Below are 24,512 nucleotides of genomic sequence, written 5' to 3' on the forward strand. Positions count from 1 at the left end.
GGGTGAGTCGGCGGGAGCGGCTTGCGCCGGGGGCTCGGCGTGCGTCCGGGGACGGAGTGGTGGCGGATGGATAGTAGGGCGTCCTAGTATCTCGTGGATCTGCGGGGCCGTCACTTCTCACGGCGGATTTCTCGCAACGGACTTCTCATGAGGGCTCGCGCCGGACGGCGCACGGGATGGGGATGCGCACATGGCTGACGCGGAGAAGATCATCGTTCTCGACGGGGCCCGGACCCCGGTCGGAAGCTTCGGCGGGGCGTTCAAGGACGTACCGGGCTTCGAGCTCGGCGCGACGGCCGCGAGGGAGGCGTTGCGGCGGTCCGGCGTCGCGGCGGAGCGGATCGACGAGGTCGTGATGGGCTGCATCGGCCAGGTCGGCCCGGACGCCTACAACGCCCGCCGGGTGGCGATCGCGGCAGGACTGCCGAAGGACGTGCCTGCGTACACGGTGAACCGGCTCTGCGGCAGCGGCCTGCAGGCGATCTGGTCGGCGGCGATGCAGATGCGCTGGGGCGGGGTGGACTTCGCCCTGGCCGGGGGAGACGAGTCGATGACCCGGATGCCGTTCTACGACTTCGGGGCACGCGCGGGTTACAGGCTCGGCGACCGCACCTTGGTGGACGGCACGGTGATGATGCTGACCGACCCGTTCCACGGCATCCACATGGGTGTGACGGCGGAGAAGGTGGCCGCGAAGTACGGCGTGTCACGTCTGCAGCAGGACGAGTTCGCGGCGGAGTCCCAGCGGCGGGCCGCGACTGCGGAGGCGCGGGCGGCGTTCGCAGAGGAGATCGTGCGGGTCGAGGTGGGCGGCCGGAAGCCTCACACGGTGACCGAGGACGAGCACCCCAGGCCCGGCACCACGGTGGAGACACTGGCGCGGCTGCGGCCGGCGTTCGCCGAGAACGGCACGGTGACGGCCGGCAACGCCTCCGGCATCAACGACGGCGGCGCCGCCGTCGTGCTGGCCAGGGAGTCGGTGGCCAGGGAACACGGACTGACCGGCTCGGTGTCCCTGGAGGCCGTCGCGACCGCGGCGATGGAGCCCGAGCTGATGGGTTACGCCCCGGTCCTGGCGTTGCGGAAGCTGTTCGCGCAGACGGGCACCACGCCCCGTGACATCGACACGGTCGAACTGAACGAGGCGTTCGCCTCCCAGGCGGTCGCGGTGATCCGCGACGCGGAACTGGACCCGCAGCGCACCAATCCGTACGGCGGCGCGATCGCGCTCGGGCACCCGGTCGGCGCCACCGGGGCGATCCTCTCGTTGCGGGTCGCCAAGCACTTGGTCCGCCATGACCTCGAACTCGGCATCGTCACCATGTGCATCGGTGGCGGACAGGCGCTCGCCGCGCTGTTCCGAAGGGCGCGGTGATCTCGTCCCGGCCCTTGCGGCGACACGCTTGCGAAAGGCACGGGCTTCCGCGCTGGTGCGCTGCGGGACCAGAAGGGCTGACCGCGCTCCAGGGCGAGCGACGAACGGCTCACCGTCGCCGACCAGTTGCCGGGGCAGCAGGCAGACGTCCTCGACCAGTCACTCCCGACGGTGGGTGCGCGGTGTCCGCAGCCCCGGCGGCGCGTCACGCACCCGTCCTCACCCCGCCCCGGCGGGCTGTCGGCGGCGGACGGCGAACTTCCCCGCCTCCCACAGCACCAGCAGGGCCAGCGGCGGCAGCAGCGCCCAGCCGAACTGGCCGAGGTGGAGCGGTGTGGTGCCCAGGATGCGGTTGAAGACGTCCGTCTGCACCACCAGCACGGCGAGGGCGCCCTCGGCCAGCAGCGTCCGGTTGAGCTGCCTGCTGTCGAAGGTGTCCGCGCTCAGCACCGTCCCGAGCGGGCTGCGGCACTCCAGCGCGGAGACGATCAGACAGAGCGCGAACGCGGTCAGCGCGATCGAGTTGCCCACGGCGGGGGAGTCGTAGCGCTCCTCGCCGAGGACGAGCACGCCCAGCAGCGCGCCGGCCGTGAACGTCCCCGCGAGGCCGACCGTCACCATCAGCGGACGCGTCATCACCGGTTCGCCGCGCGGCCGCGGCCGGCGCGTCATCAGCCCGGGGCTCACCCGGTCGAAGCCCAGCGAGAAGCCGAAGGCCGCGTTGACGAAGAAGTGGATCCACAGCACCTGGGCGGGGGAGAACGGCTCCCCGTCCGCGACGTCGAACAGCACCGCGCCGAGGAACACCAGCACGAACACGACGAGCAGGATCAGTACGAACCGGATGTACTTGGTGAGATTGTCGTAGATCTTGCGGCCCTGCTCCACGGCGAACACGATCGTGGCGAAGTCGTCGTCGGAGAGGATCATCCGCCCCGCGTTCTTCGCGACGTCCGTGCCGGAGCCCATCGCGATGCCGATGTCGGCGGCCTTGATGGCCGGGGCGTCGTTGACACCGTCCCCCGTCATCGCCACCACGTCGCCCCGCTCCTTCAGCGTGTCCGCCAACAGCACCTTGTGCTCGGGCGCCACCCGGCCGAGCACCCCGATGCGGTCGATGCGGGCCAGCCGGTCCTCCTCGCTCAGGGCCGCGAAGTCGGCGCCCAGCATCGCCTCGCCCCCGATGCCGACCTGCTGGGCCACGGCGGCACCGGTGACCACGTCGTCACCGGTCACCATGCGCACCCGTACACCCGCGGCCTGGGCGGCGGCGACCGCCTCCCGCGAGTTCTCGCGCGGCGGGTCCTCCATCCCCACGAGGGAGGTCACCCGCAACCTGGTGACGTACGCCAGGAGATCGCCGTCCGCGTGGAACTCCGCCGGGTCCAGGTCCCGGGCGGCGGCGGCCATCACCCGGCGTCCGGCCCGCCCCATCCGCTCCAGCTCCTCCTGCGCACGCCGGCGCAGCGCCGCGTCGAACGGGACGCTCTCCCCGGCCGACAGGGCCGTCTCCGTGCGTTCCAGCACGGCGGGCGCCGCGCCCTTGACGAAGCAGCGCACCACGTCCCGGCCCTTGGCGTCCCGGGCCGCGTGGAAGGTCGCCATCAGTTTGTACGCGGGGTCGAAGGGCAGCGTCGCGAGCCGCGGCAGCCGCGCACGGGTCTCCTCCACGTCCAGACCGGCCTTGTGCCCGAGGACGACCAGAGCGCCCTCCGTGGGGTCCCCGACCACCTTGCCGTCGCTGGTGAGGGTCGCGTCGTTGGCGACCAGGTACGGCAGGATCGCCCCCTCGACCTCCGGAGCGCTGCCCGCCGCACGCCGGACCCGGCCCTCCAGGCCGTACCCGGTGCCGGAGACGGTGAACCGGTCGTGGGGGTCCACCACCTCCACGACCGTCACCTGGTTCATCGTCAGTGTGCCGGTCTTGTCGGAGTTGATCGCCGAGACGAAACCCAGCGTCTCGACCGACGGCAGGTCCTTGACGATCGCGTGCCGCCGGGCGAGATCGAGCCCGCCGAGCGACAGGATCGTCTGCGTCACTGTCGGCAGCGCCTCCGGCACGGCGGCGATCGCCAGGGACACCGCGCTCACGAACAGCACGTCCCAGGCCTCGCCCCGCTGCCGGCCCAGCGAGAACATGATGATCATGGTGAGGCCGGCCGCGCCCACGATCCACAGGGTCAGCCGGTCCAGCTCCCGGGTCAGCGGCGAGGGCGCGCGCCGGGTCGCCGACAGCATCCCGGAGATCCGGCCCAGCTCGGTGCCGGCCCCGGTCGCGGTGACCACGAGGACCCCGCTGCCGTGGGTGACCGGGGTGTTCATGAACGCCATGTCCGACTGGTCGCCAGGCCCCGGGGCCGCGCTGCGCACCACGGTGGTGTCCTTGGCGGCGGGCACACTCTCCCCGGTCAGCGCCGACTCGTCGATCTGCAGCGCGACCGCCCCCACCAGCCTTCCGTCCGCGGGCACTTCGTCCCCCGCGGTCAGCAGCACCACGTCGCCGACCACCACCTCCTCGGCGGGGATCTCCCGCTCCGTCCCGTCCCGCCGCACCCGCGCGGTCACCTTCGCCATCGCCTTGAGGGCGTTCATGGCGCTCTCCGCCTTGCCCTCCTGGCGCAGCCCGATGACGGCGTTGAGCAAGGTCAGCGCCAGCAGCACCACCGCCGTGCCCCACTCCTGCACGAGCATCGACACGACGGCGGAGGCCACCAGGATGATCTGCATGTACGCGGTGTACTGGCCGGCGAACCGGCGCCACCCGGGCACCGCCCGCTCCTCCGGCAGCGTGTTGGGCCCGTCCTCGGCCAGCCGCCGCTCGACCCGCTCGCCGCTCAGCCCCACGGCCGGATCGACGTCCAGCGCCGCGGCCACCTCGTCGGCCGTCCGCGCCCACCAGTCCGCCGCCGCCGTCGACGACGCGGCGGGCGCGGCGGTCCCCGGCGCCCGCGCGGTCATCGGGCGGAACTCCCGTCCGGCGTCTCGCTCTCCAACTGCTTGCGCGCCAACTGCAGTTCGTGCCGGGCGGCGTCGTCGATCCCGGGATACCGCGGGTCGAGATCGATCAGCGTGTGGGCGAGCACCGCCGCCGCGCAGGTCCGGGCGAACCACTTGTGGTCCGCGGGCACCACGTACCAGGGCGCCCACGCGGTGCTCGTCGCGGAGAGCATCGAGGAGAACGCCGACTGGTACGCGTCCCAGGAGGCACGCTCCCGGACGTCCGCCGCCGAGAACTTCCAGTTCCGCTCCGGCACGTCGATCCGCTTCAGGAACCTGACCCGCTGCTCGTCCCGGGAGAGGTTCAGGAACAGCTTGACGATCCGGAAGCCGTTGTCCGTCAGATACCGCTCCCAGGCGTTGATCTCACGGTAGCGCCGGCGCCACAGCGCCTTGCCCGGCCGGTCCGGCAGGCCCTGCCGCGCCAGCAGCTCCGGGTGCACCCGTACGACGAGGACCTCCTCGTAGTAGGAGCGGTTGAAGATGCCGATCTCCCCGCGGCTCGGGAGCCGGCGGGCGTAACGCCACAAGTAGTCGTGGCCCAGTTCCTCGGCGGAGGGCACCTTGAAGCTCGACACCCGCACACCCTGCGGGTTCACACCGCTCATGACGTGCCGAATGGTCCCGTCCTTGCCGCCGGCGTCCAGCGCCTGCAGACACAGCAGCACCCCGTGGCTGCTCTGCGCGGCCAGCCTGCGCTGGTGGTCGGCGAGCAGCGCGACACCGGTACGGAGCAGTTCCCGGCCCTGCTTCTTGTTCGCGATGCCGGCGCGGTGACCCGGATCGAAGTCCTCGGCCAGGCGCACCTTGCGCCCGGGGTCCACCCGCAGCGGGGCGATGAACTCGGCGATCCGCTTCGCACGTTTGTCCTTCATGGGACACCTCGTAACCGACTAGTAGAGGCTCTTGTGGCGCACCACGCACAGACCCCGGACGATCGGCGTCATCAACCACAGGGCGTGGTACGGGATCGGCAGGACGTTCACGATGATCGCCAGGGCGGCGATGAGCACGCCGATGATCCGGGCCCGGGCCACGCCGACGAACGGACCGGCGCTGACGGCGACCGAAGCGCCCCAGACGACCAGGTGGATCCAGCCCCAGGCGGACAGGAGGATCCTGCCCTCCGGCACGGCCACCAGGCCCCGCTCGAAGCACAGGGTCACCAGGACGAACAGCAGCACCGAGGCGAGGACCACCAGACCGCCGAGGGTCCCCTGTTCGGCCTCGGGGCGCCGGTACCGGGTGCTCGCGTCCGCCATGGCGAACCTCCGTGCTCGGGAGCCGGTGCGGTATGCACCGCCGTACACCGCAAGCTGCCCCGGCCCGCCGGTACGGGCATCACCCTCCCGGGGTGACGCGCGGTCCGCCGGGAAGCGGACCCACGCCCGTACCGCCACCCGCGGGGCCGGACCGACGGCCACCGTCCGCACTCCGCGCCTGACGGAGGAAGGGGTCCGGTCGCTCCGGGAGCTGCCACTGACTGAAGGACCAGCCGGGATGGCGCCTTTGCAGGAGGGGCCGGTGGGTGTCCCAGTCACCGGGTGCCAAAGCGCGCGCGGAGCGTAGGGTGATCAGGCCGGTGTCGTCGATGTCGAATCCCCAGGAGAAGCCGGTCAACGGCACGACGTGCCGTTCGGTGTCTTCGAGTGGAGTCCGGGCCAGGAAGCAGTGGGCGAGCCACGCCAGCGGGCTGCGCTCACCCCGTGACGGTGCGTCGAACAGCATGGGCTTGACGCCGAAGAAGGCGTAAGGGGAAGGCGCGTCCTCGAACAGGAGGAACGGGTCCATCTCGAAGGCTGTCCCGTTCGAGGGGCTGTCCGTCGACCGGACCAGTTGGACCCAGCCGAACATCGCGCGGTAGCCCTGGGCAGGGTGCTCGACACCGGCGCTGCAGCAGGGGAACCCACGTGCTCCGGCCGGTTTGCCAACCATTTCGGGATCATCGACGAGGTCTACGGCCACCGTTACGGTTCCCGCCGCACCGTCATGCACGAAGGGGATGATCACATCCCCACTCTCCCGGTGATCCGCTTCAGCGACAAGGGGCGATCCCGGCCAGGCCGACCGGGACACGGTTGGGGGAGTGGCCTCGGAAGCCTCAGCGGATGAACCCGCACAAGGTCCCTTCACGCAAGGAGCCTGGTACGGCTACGCGGATGTGAAATTGTGTGCGGGGCACTTCAGTATCTGGGGGACTCATGCGGCGCGGATCTGCGGAATGTGCACTGACATTACTCATGCTCCTGCTCTGCGGATGCTCGGAGTCGTCCGAGGGACCGGACGGACCGGACGGACGCGCGGCCACCGCCTCTTCCCCACCTGTGATCGCCGACCCCGCCGCTGCGTGCCAGGGCGGCAAGCCGTTCTCGACGGGCAGCGCGCCGTACGAGGGCCCCGGTCCGCACAAGGCTCTAGGCTTCCAACTCTCCGACTACGACCAGGAGAAGTACATCGCCCCGGATCCGCCGGGACTCTTCCCGGACGCCTGGGCCGCGAACGTGGAGGGCACACGCGAGGTGTTCCACCCGTCGCCCGGACCGGCCGATTATCAGCAGGCACAGCTGGCCGTGTGCATGTCGGGCCCGCGGGTGACGGAGAAGCGGGCGGGGGTGTGTTCGTACGGCGATACCTTCTCCCTGGTCGGCACGAACGACATCGGAATGATCACCGCGCGCTACGAGTTCAAGGTGTTCGAGGCCAGAACGGGAAAACTCCTGAAGGCTTTCACGATGGACGGGGCGCACTTCTGCCCCAAGAAAATCAACTTCAAGGGCGGACAGCTGATCGCCCAGGGGACCGACAACATCCGTCTGGAAGACGAGTTGCGCCCGCTGATCGAGGGCGCGGCCCCACCGGCCCAGTAGCCGTCGCGGCCGCAGGGTGGCGGCCGGTGTCGGTACGGCGACTGTGAAGTGCTGGCGGCGATCGTCTTGGTCTAGAGCGTTGAGCTGGGGCGCTCGTGCCGGCTCAGCTTTCTCCGTCCTGCCAACGGTGCCCACACCGTGGCTGGTCCTGGCCGGTCCGCGCACTCTGCCGGGTGCGCTGCCCGGATCTGCTCCCATGTCGTCGTGGGGCATTGACCCTGGGGACTGACGGTCAGGAACTTCTCGTACGGAACCTCTCGGAGGGCGACGCCGATCTCCATCCAGTGGTCCTTGCCGGAGACCTCGTCCCACCCGTCATTGGGTATCCGGACATGGTCGCGTCGCGCGTCCTTGTTCTGGCTGGTTATCTGTAGGACGCCGACGTGGTGTTCATGGCAGTTCACCACGACGCAGTAGTGCTGGGACTCCTCCCCGGTGCCTTCGCGGTAGGGGACCACGGCCAGCCAAATCTCGCCCGGCTCCGGCACGGCCGGCCGGTTCGACCTGCCGGGCCCGTCCGCGGACCGCCGGCCCCGGGGTGACGGCGCCGCATACCTCCGGCCCCACCACCGCACGCCGAGGAAGAACACCATGGCCGTCAGCCCCGCCGCCAGAATCTCCAGCATCGAGGTGACCATCCACTTCGCATACGGGTCCGCCGGCTCCTCCATCGTCGCGCGCAGCGCCCCCGGCTCCACCTGGGACCGGGTCACCACAACCGCTGCCGCGCAGAGCCCGAGGAGCACGGCGGTACGGGCAGGCAGCAGCCACCATCGGAGGAACTGGCCACGGCCGGCCACCCGGGCCACAACGACCGCGGTCAGCAGGGAGATCCCCCACAGAATCGGTACCGCGGCCCCGCCTGCGTGCTGCGGAGGCGACTGCGCGGCCATGAACGCGGGAACGACGACCGGAACCAGGAGGAGGTATCCGACCACGTACCACTTCAACAGGAGCGCAACTGTCAGAAGACATGACTGCTCACGACGACGTCGCACAGATCCCCCACATCACACATGGTCTTCGAAAGCGAACAGTTCCTGCCACCGAAGGGCCTCCGGTACGCGCCGGTACGCGCCGGTACGTGTCTCGGCCGTACGGGGGCTGAGGCCGGCGACGCAGCATTCGACCGGACACTCAGCCTGGCCGAAGGCCACTGCCACCCCGGAGGCATCCAGGGCCCGGTGACAACGCTCCCGCACGCCCGGTCCGAGGGCTTCGGTGAAAGTACGCAATCGCCTACGCAACTCGCGAGCGGGGGACTCCCTGTCGAGGACGCGGGCCCTCCGAACGGCCTTCGCCTGCGGCTACCTCGATGCCGAAGTTTCTTCGCAGGGCGGCGCCGTCGAGGCGCGCACCACGAGTTCCGTGGCGAGTTCGATGTGGTGGGACTCGACCTTCTCGCCGTTGGCCAGCCGGAGAGCGGTGCGCAGGGCGGCGCCGCCCATCTCCCGTAGGGGCTGGCGCACGGTGGTCAGTGGGGGTGAGGCGATCTGGGCGAGGCTGGTGTCGTCGAAGCCGACGACGCTGAGGTCTTCGGGGATGCGCAGGCCACGGGTGCGGGCGGTCTCGATGACGCCGACGGCGATCTCGTCGTTCCCCGCGAAGATCGCCGTCGGCGGTTCGGGCAGGTCCAGCAGCGCCGCGGCGCCGAGCAACCCGGCCTCGTACGTGAATTCTCCGGGCAGGACGTAGGCGGCGGGTACCCGCGCTCCTTCCGCCTCCATGGCGGCGCGGTACCCGTGCACGCGTGCCTGGTTGCACACGGCCATCGTCGGTCCGCCGAGATAGGCGACGCGACGGTGCCCCAGGGAGAGCAGGTGCCGAGTCGCGGCCAGACCGCCCGCGAAGTTGGTCGCCCCGACACTGTTGACCCGGCTGTCGGGCAGGTGCAGCGGGTCCAGCACGACCAACGGCAGCCCGGACCGGGCCAGTTCGTTCAGGTGCGCCGTGGAGTACACGCTGGTGACCGCGATGACGGCGCGGCGCCCGGCCGAGACCAGCTCCCGAGCCCAGTGCGGGGCGTGGGACGCCTTGCTGATCACCACCGAGGCCCCCAGTTCGGCGGCGGCGTCGATGATGCCTTCCAGCGTCTCGGCCACGTACGACTTGAGGCCGCCCTGGAACTGGACCTCGATGGTCGGGCTCTGGACGGCCCCGGTGTGGCGGAAGACGGGTGCGAGGTAGTGGTGTTGGTGCAGCAGTTGCTGCACCCGGGTGCGGGTGTGCGGTGCCACGTCACCGCGACCGTTGACCACTTTGGAGACGGTGGCGATGGAGACCCCGGCCGCCTGGGCGATGTCCGCCAAGGTGGTGCGTCTGGCGTTCGGCCGCATCGGTTCCTCCCCGCTGTGCGTCCACCGGTGCGGTGAACTGCCGGTCGGGCAGCCCACCGCACCGGCGGTGTGTCTGCCGCGGACATTGCACCACCCTCGCCCGATCCTTCCGATCGATCCTTCTATTTCGAAAACTTTTCGGACTGTGCCGACGTCCATTGAGGATCGTTCGTACCGGATGGTACGCAGCGGTTTACGTCCCTGCAATGCCGCTGCACGCACCTTGACACGGTGTCAGGCCGAAATCTAATTTGCACGAAAAGAGCTCCAAGAAGGCAATTTCGAAAACTTTTCGGTATGGCTCCTGAGAATCCGACAACTCTCGATTCGAGTGCGGAGAACAGACATGGAGATCCATCTCTCTCGGCGTACCCTCCTCGGCCTGGCCGCCGGCGTCCCGGTCTCCGCGGCGCTGGCGGCCTGCGGCTCCTCCGGTCCCGGCACCGGCGGGGAGACCACCTACTGGTACCTGAACGGCCAGCCTCAGGAAGGTGTCAGAGCGGGCGCGGTGGACGCCTTCAACAAGGCCCGTCCCGAGGAGCAGATCAAGGACACCACCTTCCAGAACGACGCGTACAAGACGAAGATCAAGACCGCCATCGGTGCCGGGCGCGCGCCCACCATCATCTGGGGCTGGGGCGGCGGGACGCTGCGCAGCTATGTGAAGGCGGGCCAGGTCGAGGACCTCACCCCGTGGTTCGACGAGCACCCCGAGGTCAAGAAGCGGCTGCTGCCGTCCTCGTTCGCCGCGGCGACCGTCGACGGCAAGATCTACGCGATGCCCGGTGAGACGGTGCAGCCGATCATCCTCTACTACAACCGGAAGGTCTTCGACCAGGTCGGCGTGGAACCGCCGAAGTCCTGGGACGACATCATGGCGCTGGTGCCCAGGTTCAACGCCAAGGGCATCGCACCGTTCGCCCTCGGCGGCCAGTCCCGGTGGACGAACATGATGTGGCTGGAGTTCCTCTTCGACCGCATCGGCGGTCCGGAGGTCTTCCAGGCCGTCATCGAGGGCGAGAAGAACGCCTGGTCCGACCCGCGCGCCATCACCGCGCTGACCAAGGTGCAGGAACTGGTCAAGGCCGACGGATTCATCAAGGGCTTCTCCTCGATCACCGCGGACTCCAACGCCGACCAGGCGCTGCTGTACACCGGCAGGGCCGCGATGATGCTGCACGGCGCCTGGTCGTACGGCATCCAGCAGGCCAGGGGAGGGGACTTCGTCCCCAGCGGGGGGCTGGGCTACATGAACTTCCCGCCCGTCGAGGGCGGCAAGGGCGATCCCGGCAACACCGTCGGCAACCCCGCCCAGTACCTGTCCCTCTCCTCGAAGGCCGACTCCGACCAGAAGAAGACCGCCAAGGACTTCTTCGCCCGGGGCGTCCTCCAGCAGGAGGAGGTGCAGAAGTGGATCGACAACGGATCGGTCCCGATCCGGCTGGGCACCGAGAAACTGCTGGCCGCCGCCAAGAACGCCGACTTCCTGCAGTTCACCTACGACACCGCCACCAAGGCCAAGGAATTCGGCCAGTCCTGGGACCAGGCGCTCAGTCCGACGGCCGCCGAGACCCTGCTCGACAACATCGTCAAGCTGTTCCAACTGTCCGTCTCGCCGCAGCAGTTCGCCAGCAACCTCAACGCGGTCACCGGCACATGAGCGCGCTGACCAGCCGTCAGCCGCGGCACGGACCGCGCAGCATCCTGCCGTGGCTGGCGGCGCCGGCGCTGGTGGTCTTCGTCGGTTTCGCCGTGATCCCGCTCGTCGGCGTCTTCGCGCTGAGCTTCACCACGTGGGACGGAATCGGTGCCATCCACCTGTCGGGGCTGACCAGTTGGCGTGCGGTACTCACCGATCCCGGGCTGCCGCACGCCCTCGGGGTGACGTTTCTGGTGATGGCCGTCTCCTGGGCCGTCCAGACACCGCTGAGCATTCTGCTCGGCACGTTCATGGCGGGCAGCCAGCGCTACCGTGCCGTGCTGGGCGTGGTGTACTTCGTACCGCTGATGCTCAGCTCCGCGGCGATCGCGCTCGCGTACAAAGCCCTGCTTGACCCCAACTTCGGGCTCGGTGCCGGGCTGAAGATCCAGCTGCTCAGCCAGGACTGGCTGGGGCGGCCCGGGCTCGCGTTCGGAGTCGTCGTGTTCGTCGTCTCCTGGCAGTTCATCCCGTTCCACTCCCTGATCTACCAGGGTGGCGTCCAGCAGATCCCGAAGTCCCTCTACGAAGCAGCACAGTTGGACGGAGCCGGGCGGATCCGGCAGTTCTTCAGCATCACGCTGCCCCAGCTGAAATACACCATCATCACCTCGTCCACGCTGATGGTGGTCGGGTCGCTGACCTTCTTCGACCTCATCTTCGTCCTGACCGAGGGCGGCCCCGGCGACGCCACCCGCGTCCTCGCCCTGGACATGTACAAGCGGGGATTCCAGGCCAGCCTGATGGGACCGGCCAGCGCCATCGCGGTCATCCTGGTCCTGGTGGGGCTGGCCCTGGCCCTGCTGCTGCGCCGGCTCGGGGGCCGCGACGCCGGCGCGAGCCAACTTGAGGGGGCCTGAGGTGACCGACACGCTGACCGAACCGCGGCGACCGCGGCAGGCCGGCCACTGCGAGCGGCAGGCTCCGACCCGTCCGGCGGCCCGCAGACGCAACTGGGCCGGCGGCCTGGCCGGCTGGCTCTGGCTCGTCGTCGTGGCCGTACCGCTGTACTGGACCCTCATCACCAGCTTCAAAGCCCAGAACCGCTACTACGCGAGCAACCCGCTGGTGCCGTCGGGCGACCCGACGCTGGACAACTACCGGCTGGTCATCGAGTCCGACTTCCTCCGCTACTTCGTGAACAGCGCCGTGGTCACCGCCGGCGCCGTGGTGCCGGCCGTCCTGTTCTCCTTCATGGCCGCGTACGCGATCGTTCGCGGCTGGCGCATGCGGATCCTGCGGGCCATGAACGGGCTGTTCCTCATGGGCCTGGCCATCCCCCTGCAGGCGACGGTCATCCCGGTCTACCTGATCATCATCAAGCTGCAGCTGTACGACAGCCTGACGGCGCTGATCCTCCCGTCGATCGCCTTCGCCATCCCGCTGTCGGTACTGGTGCTGTCCAACTTCATCCGCGATGTGCCCAAAGAGCTGTTCGACTCGATGCGGGTCGACGGCGCCACCGAATGGACGACACTGTGGCGGCTGGCGGCGCCGCTCACCCGCCCGGCGATCCTCACCGTCAGCATCTTCAACGCACTGACCATCTGGAACGGATTCCTGCTGCCGCTCATCCTGACGCAAAGCCCTGACCGCCGGACCCTGCCGCTCGCACTGTGGACCTTCCAGGGCCAGTACGGGGTCAACGTCCCCGCGGTCGTCGCCGCCGTCGTCCTGACCACCCTGCCCGTCCTGGTGCTGTACGCGTTCGGCCGACGCCAACTGCTGAGCGGTCTGACCGCCGGGTTCAGCCGTTGACCGACGCCGACGCCGACGCCGACACCTATGCCGGGGCCCGTGAGCGGACTGTGCCGGGACCGACGTCGGGATCCCGGACGCGATCTGCCCCGTACCGAGTCCTGCTCGTCTACCTGTTGGTCCGTCGCGCCTCGGTCGAGGTTCTGACGGGCCTGGGAGGAACATGAACGCCACCGTGGCCGCAGAGGACACCCCCGGAGTCTTCCTCTGGAACGACCCCACCGTTCCTGTCACCGCGCGAGTCGACGCCCTGATCGACGCGATGACCTTGCAGGAGAAGACCGCCCAGCTGTACGGAGTGTGGGTGGGCGCCTCCGATCAGGGCGACGAGGTGGCACCTCACCAGCACGACATGGAGGAGGCCGTCGATCTCGACACACTCCTGCCCTTCGGGCTGGGGCAGCTGACCCGGCCCTTCGGCACGGTCCCGGTCGACCCCGCTCTGGGCGCACTCTCCCTGGCCCGCACCCAGACCCGTATCGCCGCCACGAACCGGTTCAACATCCCCGCTCTCGCGCATGACGAGTGTCTGGCCGGCTTCGCCGCCTGGGGGGCGACGGTCTACCCCGTTCCGCTGTCCTGGGGCGCCACCTTCGATCCGGACACGGTGCGGCGCATGGCCGCCGCCATCGGCCGCGACATGCGTGCCGTCGGTGTCCACCAAGGTCTCGCGCCCGTCCTGGACGTGGTGCGCGACGCCCGCTGGGGCCGGGTCGAGGAGGCCATCGGCGAGGACCCGTACCTCGTCGGCACCCTGGGAACGGCATACGTGCAGGGCCTTGAGTCCGCCGGGATCGTCGCGACGCTCAAGCACTTCGCCGGCTACTCGGCCTCCCGGGCCGGCCGTAACCTCGCTCCCGCCTCCCTGGGCCCGCGTGAGCGCGCCGACGTTCTGCTGCCTCCCTTCGAGATGGCCATACGGGAAGGCCGCCCCCGGTCGGTGATGAGCGCCTACACCGACACCGACGGCATGCCCTCGGCGGCCGACGAGGATCTGCTCACCGGGCTGCTGCGCGACACGTGGGGCTTCGACGGCACCGTCGTCGCCGACTACTTCGCCATCGCCTTCCTGAAGACCCTGCACGGCATCGCGGCCGACTGGGCCGGAGCCGCCGCCACGGCGCTGCGCGCGGGCGTCGACGTCGAACTGCCCAGCGTCAAGACGTACGGCGCGCCCCTGGCCGACGCCGTTGCCGACGGCCGCGTACCGGAGGCCGCCGTCGACCGCGCCCTGCGCCGGATACTCACCCAGAAAGCGGTGCTCGGCCTGCTCGACCCGGACTGGAACCCCGTGCCGGCCGCGCTCGACGGAGCGGACCTCGACGATCCGGCCGCCCTGCGCGGCCGGATCGACCTGGACGGTCCTGACAACCGCGCGCTGGCCCGCACGGTCGCCGAGGAGGCGGTCGTACTGCTGAGCAACGACGGCACCCTGCCGCTCGGGCGGCCCCGCCGCATCGCCCTGCTCGGTCCCAACGCCGACGAGCCCACCGCCGTACTGGGCTGCTACTCCTTCCCCCAGCACATCGGCGTCCGGCACCCCGGCACCCCGCTCGGCATCGAGCTCCCCACGCTGCGGGACACGCTCGCCGCCGAGTTCCCCGAGGCCGAGATCACGGTCGCCCGCGGCACCGGAATCGACGACGGAGACCTCTCCGGTCTCCACGAGGCCGTGCAGGCGGCACGCGAGGCCGATGTCGCCCTCGTCGTGCTCGGCGACCGCGCCGGACTCTTCGGGCGGGGCACCAGCGGAGAGGGATGCGACGTCGCGACACTGGCGCTGCCGGGCGCACAGCAGCAACTGCTCGACACCCTCCTCGATCAGGAGACACCCCTGGTCACCGTGCTGCTCGCGGGACGGCCGTACGCACTCGGCCGCGCCGCGCGGGAGTCCGCCGCGATCGTGCAGTCCTTCTTCCCGGGGGAGGAGGGCACCCATGCCATCGCCGGGGTGCTCAGCGGCCGTACCAACCCCTCCGGACGTCTGCCGGTCAGCGTGCCGCGCGGGCCGGGATCCCAGCCGGCCACCTACCTCGGGGCGCGGCTCGCGCAAGCCAGCGAGGTGTCCAGCATCGACCCGACCCCCGCGTTCGCCTTCGGCCACGGTCTGTCCTACACGCGATTCGAGTGGACGGACCTGACCGTGGACGCCCATGAGGCCCCGACGGACGGCGAGTTCACCCTCGCCTTCACCGTCCGCAACGCGGGCGGACGGTCCGGAACCGAGGTGGTCCAGGTCTATCTGCACGACCCGGTCGCCTCCGTCGTCCAGCCGGTGCAACGCCTGATCGGCTACACCCGGGTCGCACTGGAGCCGGACGAGGCACGGCGCCTGCGCGTCACGGTCCCGGCCGACCTCGCATCCTTCACCGGTCGAGACGGCCGGCGCGTCGTCGAACCGGGCGACCTGGACGTACGGTTGGCCGCCTCCAGCGCGGATCCGCGTCTGACGGCCAGGGTCACCCTCACCGGAGCGGAACGCCACGTGGATCACACGCGCCGCCTGCACGCCACGGTCGAACAGGAGCCGGCCACCCGGGCATGAAGCGGGCCCGCGCAGCGCACGCTGCCGCGGCGGCGCTGCGTCCCGCTGTCGGGCGCCCCGTTCCGAACCGGGCGGCGACCACCCGGACCTCGGCCTCGGTCGTCCGTGGCCAGCGGGACTGTCTGACATTGGTGGACCGAGGAATCAGCCCGCCCCCTGGTGTCCGGCGCAGTACACACAAATACGGCCCCGCGGACTGACCTTGTGTCAGTGGAGTCGGGCACCGCCCGGGCCAACTGGGGCTCTGCTAGCTGGCGGAGACATGCCAGCACCACTACCTCGGGCATGCGGTGGCGGAGGCGTCCTGTACCGGCCGGCCGGTCACGGCCGATCGGCAGTTCTGGGCGAGGCGCGTCGGCTGACTTGCGCAGCACGATTACGCCACCGTGAGGTGTCCCGGTAGGACGTCTTCCGTGCGACGCTGACGCACTCACAGCACCTTCGACAACGCGACAAGAGGGGGACAGCTCATGCCATGGGAGGCACTCAAGACGAAACTAGGTGAACTGAAAGCCCGGGTCGAGTACACCGAACCGTTCTGGCTGGTGACGTGGGAGACGGACCGCTTCTCGGCGCACCCGGCGTTCCTGGACTCGCACCTCACCACCGGTGCCCTTGCGGGGATGGTGCGCGGCGACACCGAGGTCCTGCGGCACAACCGGGTGGTGACCGATGGGTTTCTGGATCGGGAGATGCGGGATGTGTACATAGCGCTCGATACCAAGGCCGAGAAGTGCGCCGACGTGAGCGACCGTATTCGTCTCCTGCGCCACTGGCAGAGCGCCAAGTACATGGGCGTCGTCGTCGGCGTCTCGGGGATCGTTCCTCAGGCCAATAAATTCGCCGCACAACACGCGTCCACCTGCGCGGAATTCGTGCATGCGCATGCCGCGTTCCTGGCCGCCGGCCAGTCGCTGAACCCGCCGTACAGGCCCGCTGAAGACCGGGAGGAGTTGATGAGGCGGTACAACCTGGCGCTGGCGGCGGCGGGCGGGGCGCAGCCCCTGCCCACCAAAGACGAGAGCGCCTGGGCCGCCCACAGTGAATCCTTCGTCAAAGCAGTGCAAGCGCAAGCGGCGCAGCTCACCTTCGGCAGCCCGCAGGCGGCCGTCGGGCACGCCCTCAAGCACCTGTCCCGCGGCGCGTCGGGCGTCCTGGCGAACGTGAACGAGCAGCAAATGGACGGCCTCGTCAAGGGCTATCTCACGGAGGCTAGGGACAAGATCCGCAATACCGATGTCGCGGCGGTCACCAGCGCACTGGACCAGTGCGCCGGCAGCCGCACGTACTACTTTGGCGAGGTGGGCCGGGAGGTGGCGATGGTCGCGGTGAGTCCCAGCGGTCTGGCCTGGATCAGCACCTACTACACGGATGGCCGGGCCTGAGCGGCTCAAGAACCCGTCCCCGCAGGCTGATCCGTCCGGTCCGTCACCCATACCGCAGGGTGCGCTGTGTCAGCGATGCAGACGGCTGTCGACACAGCGGCCACCGCGGCGGCGCATGAAGGTGTGCGGTGACGGTACAGACCGTCCTGGTCATGGATGTGCAGAACATCATCGTGGAACGGTTCGCGGACCCGGCCTACCTCGAACGGCTCGGCCGGGCCCTCGAAGCGGCGCGCGGCGGGGCAGTCGGTCGTTCACGCCACCGTCGGTTTCCGGCCCGGCGATGGACTCCTGCATCGGGGACGTCGCCCGGATCGGCGAGGCTGCCCTGGACGCCGCCGGCGGCGGACGGGATCCGGCCTTCGAAGCCGTGCTCGCCCGTCCTGTCGGTGATCTCCTGGCCATGGACCGGGTCGTCCTGGAGCCGCCGTGGTGCGGGCACGACCGGGGCCACGCACTGGCCGGGGCCGCGATCCGACGCCTGTCCCAGGACTGCGTAGCCGTAGCGTGCGAACCGGGTTCCGTCGACGGCCGCGAGCTGAGCGAGGACCAGCACCCGTGCCTGCCGAGCGGTGGCGAGCGCGGAGCCGTCAGCGGGCCGGTGATCGCGCCGACGATGGCCCCGGTCGTGTCCGGGTCGGTGGTCGTCGGGCACAGTGCCCGCAGCGTCTGGTGCCTGCGATCGCAAGGCGCCGGAACGGCCTTGTGGCGGAGCCACCTGGGCGTTCCGGCAACGCCGCTGGGGATCCCCCTCCGGGGGAGTGCGTGCCAGTTTCTTGTAGGCGCTCGGGCGGGTCCGCGCGCGGAGGGACTGTCGGCCCCGCTGGTCTTGCGGGGCCGACAGCCTCCGTCATGGGCGGCGCCTGATCAGAAGGCGTTGACTTCGGTCAACTGCGCAGACAGGTCCCACAGCCGAGTCGCTTCGTCCTCGTCGGCGGCGTGTGGGGCCACTCCTCCTGTGCTCATGTCGAACAGGTCGGTGGCGATGTCGGCGACCTCGCAGTCTTCGAGATAGGCGCCGCCGCGATCGGTCGGCAGGGGCACGGTCGCGGCCCAGACCGAGGTGGCGGCACCTTGTTCCGGCGACTTGAACATGTCCGGGTTCTTGGGAGTGCCGTTCTCGTTCGTCCATCCCATGGCGACCTGCTCCGCCAGGGGGAGGTGGCGCTGGAGGTTGGTGTCGATGACACCGGGATGCACCGAGAAGGCGCGGACGCCTGAACCCTGCCCCAGAACGTCGAGATGCCGGGCGAACAACGCATTCGCTGTCTTGGCCTGGCCGTACGCGAGCCACTTGTCGTACGGCTCGACCTGGAAGTGCGGATCCTCCCAGCGGATCCCGCTCATGCGATGCCCTCGGGAGGAGACCGCCACCACGCGGGCACCGTCACCGGCGGCGAGCGCGGGCCACAGACGGTTGACCAGAGCGAAATGTCCCAGGTGGTTGGCGGCGAACTGTGACTCCCATCCCGGGCCCACGCGTGTCAGCGGTGGAGCCATGATGCCGGCGGAGCCGACCAGGATGTCCAGGCCGCGGCCCGAGGCGAGGTAGCGCTCGGCGAAGGCTTCGACGCCGGCAAGGTCCGCGAGGTCGAGCTCGTCGACCTCGACGTCGCCCAGGTCGGCGAGTACCGCTCGCGCGGTGTCGGGACGCCGGGCCGGTACGACTACCCGGGCTCCCGCGCCGGCCAGTGCTCGCGTCGTGGCCAGGCCGACACCGGAGTAACCTCCCGTGACCAGAGCTGTGCGACCGGACAGATCCACATGGGCGAGGACATCCCCGGTCGTCGACCTCGCGTCGAACCCGGAGCCGATCGGCTTCTGTGTAGCAGTCAACGTTCTCTCCAAAACCAAGCAGGTGAAAGCAGTACGGGCACGCCGCCTGAGGAGCGGCCCCGAGACCAGGAGACGCCCAGGGCGGTCCATGAGGGAGAGTTCGCGAGGGGGGTACTCAGCGTGACTCCCACGCGAGACTCCGGCATCGTAAAGTCGGATGAATGGGAGACGGTGCGCATGCCGCGGCGCAGGTGCGACGGCAGGTCCGGGATTTTCTGACAAGCAGGCGGGCCCGGCTGACCCCCGGCGATGTCGGCCTGCCCACCGTGAACGCCAACCGGCGGGTCAAAGGTCTACGCCGCGAAGAGGTCGCCGCTCTCGCGGGCATCAGCGTCGAGTACTACATCCGCTTGGAGCGCGGAGACGCCCGCGGGGTGAGCGAGAGCGTCCTGTACGGCGTCAGCCGCGCCCTGCGCCTGGACGACACCGAGCACGCTCACCTCCTGGACCTCGTCCGGTCCGGCGGCGGCATCAGGCCCTGCCGCACGGCCGCAGCGGCGATCGAGCTGCGCCCTTCCGTGCAACGCATCCTCGACTCCATGACGACCACCCCCGCCCTCGTCCTCAACGGACGCCAGAATGTGGTGGGCGCGAACGCACTGGGACGAGCCCTGTACCAGCCGATGTACGCGGCCTGCGGTAACGCCAACATGGCCCGTTTCGTCTTCACCGCCCCCTCGGCCCGGACGTTCTGGCGCGACTGGGAGGTCATCGCGGACGACACCGCCAACGCCCTGCAGGCAGAGAACGGCAGCAACCCCTGCGACCACACCGTCACCGAGTTGATCCGTGACCTCAGATCCAAAAGCGCGGAGTTCGCAACGCGTTGGGCACGCCACGACGTCCATGTGCGAAGCCATGGCACCCGCCGGATCGAACACCCCTTGATCGGAAGCCTGACCCTGCCCTTCGAGTCCACGCCGCTCGTGGCCGACCCCGGTCACACGCTCCTCATGTACACCGCGGACACCGGATCCCCTTCCCACGACGCACTCCACCTGATGGCCAGCTGGACGACATCCCGTCATTGAGCTGCTCACCGACTGGTTCGCCCCGTACGGCATCCCGGCCCTGGTGGTCCGCGGCTTCGGCTCTCAGCCGCACGTGTCAGCCGTCATCATCCGCACGGATCGTGACCGGGCTGTTCAGGGGCTGTTCGTCGAGGGTGTGGTGGGGGCGTCGGCGGGGCCGAGCCATTGGCAGATGAGGATGGTGGCATCGTCCTGGAGTTGGCCGTCGTGGTAGTCACGGAGTGCGTCGATGAGGCGGCGCAGGGTTTCGGGGACGGGCAGTCCGTCGGCGTGGTGGCGGATCAGGTAGTCGATGAAGCGTTCCACACCGAGTTCGGTGTTGCCGCTGCCGCGGGCTTCGGTGATGCCGTCGGTGTAGAACACGATGCGGTCACCGGGTTCCAGCTGTTCACGGCAGATGGTGGCTTCCAGTCCCAGGGCGGTACCCATCGGGTGTGCGGGTCTGCAGTTCAACTGGCTGCTTGAGCGGCCCGCACGGATGAGTACCGGCGGCATGTGGCCGCGGTTGACCCAGGTCAGGACTCCGGTGTCCGTGTCGAGATCGGCCAGGACGCCGGTGACGTATCGCGTCTGGTGGTACTGCTTGATGAGCGCGCTCTCGACGGCTTCGCCGATGTCGAGCAGGCTCCCGCCCTGGCGGCGTGTGTTGCGGCAGGTGCCCATGGCGAGGGCCGCGGTCAGGCCGGCGGCGGTGTCGTGGCCCATCGCGTCGAAGATCGATACGTGGACCACCGGGCCCGCGGTGGCGTAGTCATAGGCGTCGCCGCTGATGTGGTGGGCCGGTTCCATCGCGGCGGAGATCGCCACGCGGCTGTCGGAGTAGGTGGGAGGCGGCATCAGATGCCACTGCATCTCGGCGGCGATGTTCAGCGGTTCGGTGCGCATCAGCCGGGCGTAGGAGTCGCTGCTCTGCCGTTTGCTGACGATGATCAGTGCGATCAGGGAGGCGAGGAGTTCCATGTTCTCCCGCGTACGCCCGTCGTCGGCTCGCGTGGTCAGGCGCAGTACGCCCAGTCGCTCGGTGCCGTTGAGCAGGGGCACCCACCACTGCCGTTCTCCGGGACCGGAGCGGCCCCCGCGCAGGATCTGCCCGTACTGGTAGGCCCGGCCCGGCAACGTGCCTTCGATCTTGATCCCGGTCTCCTCGCCGCCGGGTTCACCCGCGGCGTCCAGTCCCTGGCCGGTCAGCAGTTGCAGCACCTTGCGCTGCAGGTCTGCCAGGTAGATCAGCGTCTGGGTGAAACCCGCGGACGCCGCGTGCTCGGCCGTCTTGGCCGGCAGCCACTCAAGGGGTATCAGCTGGCTTGAGGCCAGCAGGCCGGCCAGCATCTCCCGACTCCCACGGTCCTGATCATTCACAGGAGCTTCTCCCACCCCACAGCCCCAACCGAACCCCGGCACACCGCTGGGTAGAGGACAGACACTCGCACTCTAGCCGCCTTGGCTGCCCGGACCAGCGGTGCGCATAGTGCTTTGCGCAACCCTGCCTGCCCCGCACGTTCCGGGCGTGTGCAGTGCGTGCGCGGACTGCCACTGTCCGTTCGCGCGACAGGTGCGGCCGTCGGTGGTCAGTGAACCGGTGGCCGTAGCGGCGGTGGCCCCGCCGGGGCGAGGCGGACCCGTGTACGTGTGTACCCCGCCGTGATGGCACCGGTCGGCGCAGTTTCCGGCCGACAGGTCATGTCGTGGCGTTCCCCAGTCGGTCGTTGGCTCGGCCGACGGCTTCGTTCATGCGCCTCAACACCGCGATCGCAGTGTCGAGTTCCTCGGTTTCCGTCTGCCGCAGTACGGCCGCGATCTCCACTCCGGCAGCAGCCATGAAGGCGCGCGCCTGTTCCTGGGCGGCTGCGGTCGGGCGGAGGGTGACGCGGCGCCGGTCGGTGTGTTCGCGGCTGCGGACCAGCATCTGTGCTTGTTCGAGCCTGTTCAGCAGCACTGTCGTCGCGCCGGAGGTCATCCCGATCCGACGTGCCAGCCGTGCCGGCGAGAGCGGCTCACCGCCCTGGGCCGCCCAGATGATCTGCCCGAGCGCATGGGCGTCGGACGTGGGCAGCTTCATCCAGGTGGACATGTGCTGGTTCAGTTCGGCGAAGCCGACCGCCCAGTCGCGAAGCGCCTCCATGACTGCCACCTGTGCAGGCTCCCAGTCCTCCGTCAACGGATCAGCCACGCGCGGAACCATCCCTTCTTGTAAAGTGACTTCATATTAAAGCTACTGAGGAGGTTGGGTATGCGGGAGCGCGATGTTGTGGTGTCCGGGGCCAGTATCGCCGGTCTGTCGACCGCGTTCTGGCTGCGGCGGCTGGGATGGCAGGTCACGGTGATCGAACGCGCGCCCGCGTTCCGTGACGGGGGCCAGAACGTCGACGTGCGCGGCGTGGCGCGCGAAGTCCTCGACCGGATGGGCCTGTTCGACGAGGTCAAGCGGCAGAACACGACGGAGACCGGCACGGTCGTCGTAGACGCGTCCGGCAAGGTGACCGCGGAACTGCCCTTTGACGGTCCCGGCGGCCCCGACGGCGCCACGGCCGAACTGGAGGTGCTGCGCGGCGACTTCGCCCGCACGATCCACGACCACCTTCCCCCGGGGGTCGCGTTCGTCTACGGCGACACCATCGAGACGGCGACCGACGGACCCGAGTCCCTGCACATCGTCACCTCCCAGGGGCGCGAACTGCGCTGCGACCTGCTCGTGATCGCCGAGGGGGTGCGCTCGGCCACGCGCGACCGGGTGTTCACGGCCGACGAGGTCACCCAGGACGACCTCGACGTGACGATGGTCTTCGGCACCATTCCCCGGACGGCCGGCGACGACGACCGCTGGCGCTGGCACAACACGACCCGTGGGCGCCAGATCCACCTGCGGCCCGACAACCACGGCACCACCCGCGCCATCCTCGCCTACAGTCCCGGCGACGATCTCGCACGGCTCGGCCGCGGCGAGGCCCTGGCACGCGTGCGGGACCGGTACGCCGACGCCGGCTGGGAGGCGCCCCGCGTCCTCGACGCCTTCGACGCATCCGACGACGTCTACATCGACCAGCTCACCCAGATCCGGATGACGACCTGGCACCGCGGCCGGACCGTGCTGGCAGGCGACGCCGGCTGGTGCGTCACCCCGATGGGCGGAGGAGGCGCCTCGCTGGCCCTCACCAGCGGGTACGTCCTGGCGGCGCAGCTCGCCGCGCATCCCGACGACACCGAAGCGGCGCTCACCGCCTACGAGGCATGGATGCGCCCCCTGGTGGACGACGTCCAGGGTCTTCCCCGCGGGCTGAAGCACTTCGCGTACCCGCAGACCCGGACCGGCCTCGCCCTGAGGCACCTCGCCGGCAAGGTACTCACCTCGCCCCCTCTCAAGCCACTCGCCGCGAAACTCACCCAGGTCGCCGAGACGAAGCAGGCATTGCCCGAGATCCCGCAGGGAGCGGCATAGCCCGTCCGTGCTTTTGAGGCTCGCGCGACGTCAACTCGTTCGCGTACGGGAGCCGTCGCGGACCGGACCCACGATGGCGGTGACCACGAGTGCCGAGGCGGCAAGGCGGCAAGGCCGGAGCGTACGGGCAACACGGCCGCATCGCTCCTCAGTTGATTCGCGGCGTTGATGGTGAGGGGGGCGCCGGCGAGCAGATGGAGACGGCCCGACAGCGGCCGTCCTCGCGCTGACAGACGGTTCCGGCACCGTCGGCGAAGCGAGTGTGCCTCCCGTGCCGACAGGGCCTTGAGGTGGCCAAGTGCGGTTATGTGCAGATGAGTTGGGAATCAATTGAGTAGCCTCGTCTGCCTTTGTCGGCCGTGTGCGGTGATCGGCGGGCAGCGCACAGGCGGGTGCGAAACCGGCGACGGGGGACGTCTGTGGAGCGGGGTGTGGAGGGGGAGGGGCGCACGGGGGACGGGGAAACCCGCAACGAGTTCTCCGGATCCGGCGGGCCCGTGATCCAGGGGCGGGACTTTCACGGGGCCGTCACCATCAACGGATTCGTCGATCGCCCGGCCGGGACGACTGGGGACGCAGCCCTGGTACAGGCTGCGGACGACCTCGCATCCGCCGTCCAGCGCCAGTGGAGGGAAGAGGCGGCGCTGCGGCGCCTGAACGATCCGTATCCGCTTCCGGTCCGGTGGCGGCCCGCCGAGCCTCAGCTCATGGAGTCCTGGCGTTCACTGGTCCGGCTGGCCACCACCGGAGTCGGTCGGGCGGCGTCGGCCTCACCGTCCGGCTGGGCGCCCGGGCCGGAGGAACTGACCGGAGGCGGCGGCGAGCTGGTGAAGGTCCTGGCCAGCGTCCCCACCGGCCGCCTGGTGCTGCTGGGGGACCCGGGCTCCGGCAAGAGCATGCTGCTGGTCCGCCTGGTGCTGGACCTGCTCGCGCGCCGCCGCCACGGGGACCCGGTGCCCGTGCTCGTACCCCTGGCCTCGTGGGACCCGGATCGGGAGGACCTCGATCTGTGGCTGGAACAGCGGCTGGGCATCGACTACCCGTGGCTCGGTGATCCCGGCCGGACGGGAACCGCCAGGGCGCGGGAGCTGCTGGACGCCGGCGCGATCCTGTTGGTGCTGGACGGCTTGGACGAGATACCCGATCGCGTACGCGGCCGCGCGATCGCCCGCATCAACGACGCCCTGGGGCACCGCCCGGACCTCGGCATGGTCCTCAGCTCGCGCAGCGCCCCCTTCGCCGCCACC

The 24,512-nt window shown here is 69.8% G+C and carries 20 protein-coding genes; 10 read left to right on the forward strand and 10 right to left on the reverse strand.

The window, feature by feature from the left end:
- Positions 1 to 190 precede the first annotated feature (190 nt).
- On the forward strand, positions 191 to 1,375 hold the full coding sequence (locus tag J8N05_RS46545) for a thiolase family protein (protein WP_210894509.1): 1,185 nt from the start codon (positions 191 to 193) through the stop codon (positions 1,373 to 1,375).
- 219 nt (positions 1,376 to 1,594) lie between these two features.
- Here J8N05_RS46545 and J8N05_RS46550 read toward each other — a convergent pair whose 3' ends face one another.
- From J8N05_RS46550 to J8N05_RS46565, 4 genes are all read right to left on the reverse strand, one after another.
- Positions 1,595 to 4,333, reverse strand: coding sequence for a cation-translocating P-type ATPase (locus J8N05_RS46550; protein WP_210894511.1), 2,739 nt, complete (start codon positions 4,331 to 4,333; stop codon positions 1,595 to 1,597).
- Complete coding sequence (locus J8N05_RS46555; RefSeq protein ID WP_210894513.1) at positions 4,330 to 5,247, reverse strand: polyphosphate kinase 2 family protein; 918 nt, start codon at positions 5,245 to 5,247, stop codon at positions 4,330 to 4,332. Before J8N05_RS46555 ends, J8N05_RS46550 begins: the two co-directional genes overlap by 4 nt.
- A gap of 18 nt (positions 5,248 to 5,265) precedes the next feature.
- A complete protein-coding gene (locus J8N05_RS46560; protein WP_210894515.1) occupies positions 5,266 to 5,634 on the reverse strand; it encodes a DUF7144 family membrane protein in 369 nt (122 codons plus the stop codon).
- 79 nt (positions 5,635 to 5,713) lie between these two features.
- Positions 5,714 to 6,307: a hypothetical protein gene (locus J8N05_RS46565; RefSeq protein WP_210894517.1), complete on the reverse strand. Its 594-nt coding sequence runs from the start codon at positions 6,305 to 6,307 to the stop codon at positions 5,714 to 5,716.
- Positions 6,308 to 6,612: 305 nt separating this feature from the next.
- Here J8N05_RS46565 and J8N05_RS46570 point away from each other — a divergent pair, with 305 nt between their 5' ends.
- The gene (locus J8N05_RS46570) at positions 6,613 to 7,239 is read left to right on the forward strand and encodes a hypothetical protein (protein ID WP_210894561.1); all 627 of its coding nucleotides are present in this window, start codon (positions 6,613 to 6,615) and stop codon (positions 7,237 to 7,239) included.
- A gap of 71 nt (positions 7,240 to 7,310) precedes the next feature.
- On the opposite strand, the gene J8N05_RS46580 is transcribed toward J8N05_RS46570, so the two are convergent.
- Positions 7,311 to 8,189 (reverse strand): type II toxin-antitoxin system PemK/MazF family toxin, encoded by an 879-nt coding sequence (locus J8N05_RS46580; RefSeq protein ID WP_210894519.1) that lies wholly within the window; start codon positions 8,187 to 8,189, stop codon positions 7,311 to 7,313.
- Between the two features lie 357 nt (positions 8,190 to 8,546).
- The gene (locus J8N05_RS46585; RefSeq protein ID WP_210894521.1) at positions 8,547 to 9,575 is read right to left on the reverse strand and encodes a LacI family DNA-binding transcriptional regulator; all 1,029 of its coding nucleotides are present in this window, start codon (positions 9,573 to 9,575) and stop codon (positions 8,547 to 8,549) included.
- 352 nt (positions 9,576 to 9,927) lie between these two features.
- Here J8N05_RS46585 and J8N05_RS46590 point away from each other — a divergent pair, with 352 nt between their 5' ends.
- The 5 genes from J8N05_RS46590 (at position 9,928) to J8N05_RS46610 (ending at position 16,962) form a co-directional block, all read left to right on the forward strand.
- Positions 9,928 to 11,235 (forward strand): extracellular solute-binding protein, encoded by a 1,308-nt coding sequence (locus J8N05_RS46590; RefSeq protein WP_384279753.1) that lies wholly within the window; start codon positions 9,928 to 9,930, stop codon positions 11,233 to 11,235.
- On the forward strand, positions 11,232 to 12,134 hold the full coding sequence (locus J8N05_RS46595; protein ID WP_210894525.1) for a carbohydrate ABC transporter permease: 903 nt from the start codon (positions 11,232 to 11,234) through the stop codon (positions 12,132 to 12,134). The genes J8N05_RS46590 and J8N05_RS46595 overlap by 4 nt, the downstream gene beginning before the upstream one ends.
- 1 nt (position 12,135) lies before the next feature.
- Positions 12,136 to 13,032, forward strand: a complete 897-nt coding sequence (locus J8N05_RS46600) for a carbohydrate ABC transporter permease (RefSeq protein WP_210894527.1) — start codon at positions 12,136 to 12,138, stop codon at positions 13,030 to 13,032.
- Between the two features lie 163 nt (positions 13,033 to 13,195).
- A complete protein-coding gene (locus tag J8N05_RS46605) occupies positions 13,196 to 15,577 on the forward strand; it encodes a beta-xylosidase/alpha-l-arabinosidase (RefSeq protein WP_210894529.1) in 2,382 nt (793 codons plus the stop codon).
- 470 nt (positions 15,578 to 16,047) lie between these two features.
- Entirely contained in the window at positions 16,048 to 16,962 is a 915-nt protein-coding gene (locus J8N05_RS46610; RefSeq protein WP_210894531.1) for a hypothetical protein, read from the forward strand.
- A gap of 196 nt (positions 16,963 to 17,158) precedes the next feature.
- Here the strand turns inward: J8N05_RS46610 and J8N05_RS46615 are convergent, their stop codons facing one another.
- Together J8N05_RS46615 and J8N05_RS46620 are read right to left on the reverse strand one after the other, a co-directional pair.
- Positions 17,159 to 17,617, reverse strand: coding sequence for a hypothetical protein (locus J8N05_RS46615; RefSeq protein WP_210894533.1), 459 nt, complete (start codon positions 17,615 to 17,617; stop codon positions 17,159 to 17,161).
- A 212-nt stretch (positions 17,618 to 17,829) separates the two neighbouring features.
- Positions 17,830 to 18,798 (reverse strand): SDR family NAD(P)-dependent oxidoreductase, encoded by a 969-nt coding sequence (locus J8N05_RS46620; RefSeq protein WP_282108215.1) that lies wholly within the window; start codon positions 18,796 to 18,798, stop codon positions 17,830 to 17,832.
- A 161-nt stretch (positions 18,799 to 18,959) separates the two neighbouring features.
- Between J8N05_RS46620 and J8N05_RS46625 the strand changes: the two genes are divergently transcribed.
- Positions 18,960 to 19,829, forward strand: coding sequence for a helix-turn-helix domain-containing protein (locus J8N05_RS46625; RefSeq protein WP_210894537.1), 870 nt, complete (start codon positions 18,960 to 18,962; stop codon positions 19,827 to 19,829).
- A 114-nt stretch (positions 19,830 to 19,943) separates the two neighbouring features.
- Here J8N05_RS46625 and J8N05_RS46630 read toward each other — a convergent pair whose 3' ends face one another.
- Positions 19,944 to 21,158, reverse strand: a complete 1,215-nt coding sequence (locus tag J8N05_RS46630; protein ID WP_210894539.1) for a PP2C family protein-serine/threonine phosphatase — start codon at positions 21,156 to 21,158, stop codon at positions 19,944 to 19,946.
- A 349-nt stretch (positions 21,159 to 21,507) separates the two neighbouring features.
- Positions 21,508 to 21,999, reverse strand: coding sequence for a MarR family winged helix-turn-helix transcriptional regulator (locus J8N05_RS46635; protein WP_247707043.1), 492 nt, complete (start codon positions 21,997 to 21,999; stop codon positions 21,508 to 21,510).
- Between the two features lie 60 nt (positions 22,000 to 22,059).
- Here J8N05_RS46635 and J8N05_RS46640 point away from each other — a divergent pair, with 60 nt between their 5' ends.
- A complete protein-coding gene (locus tag J8N05_RS46640) occupies positions 22,060 to 23,265 on the forward strand; it encodes an FAD-dependent monooxygenase (protein ID WP_210894543.1) in 1,206 nt (401 codons plus the stop codon).
- Positions 23,266 to 23,696: 431 nt separating this feature from the next.
- On the forward strand, positions 23,697 to 24,512 hold an 816-nt coding region (locus tag J8N05_RS46645; RefSeq protein WP_247707044.1), incomplete at its 3' end, for an NACHT domain-containing protein.

The sequence above is a fragment of the Streptomyces liliiviolaceus genome, from assembly GCF_018070025.1.
GTDB lineage: Bacteria > Actinomycetota > Actinomycetes > Streptomycetales > Streptomycetaceae > Streptomyces > Streptomyces liliiviolaceus.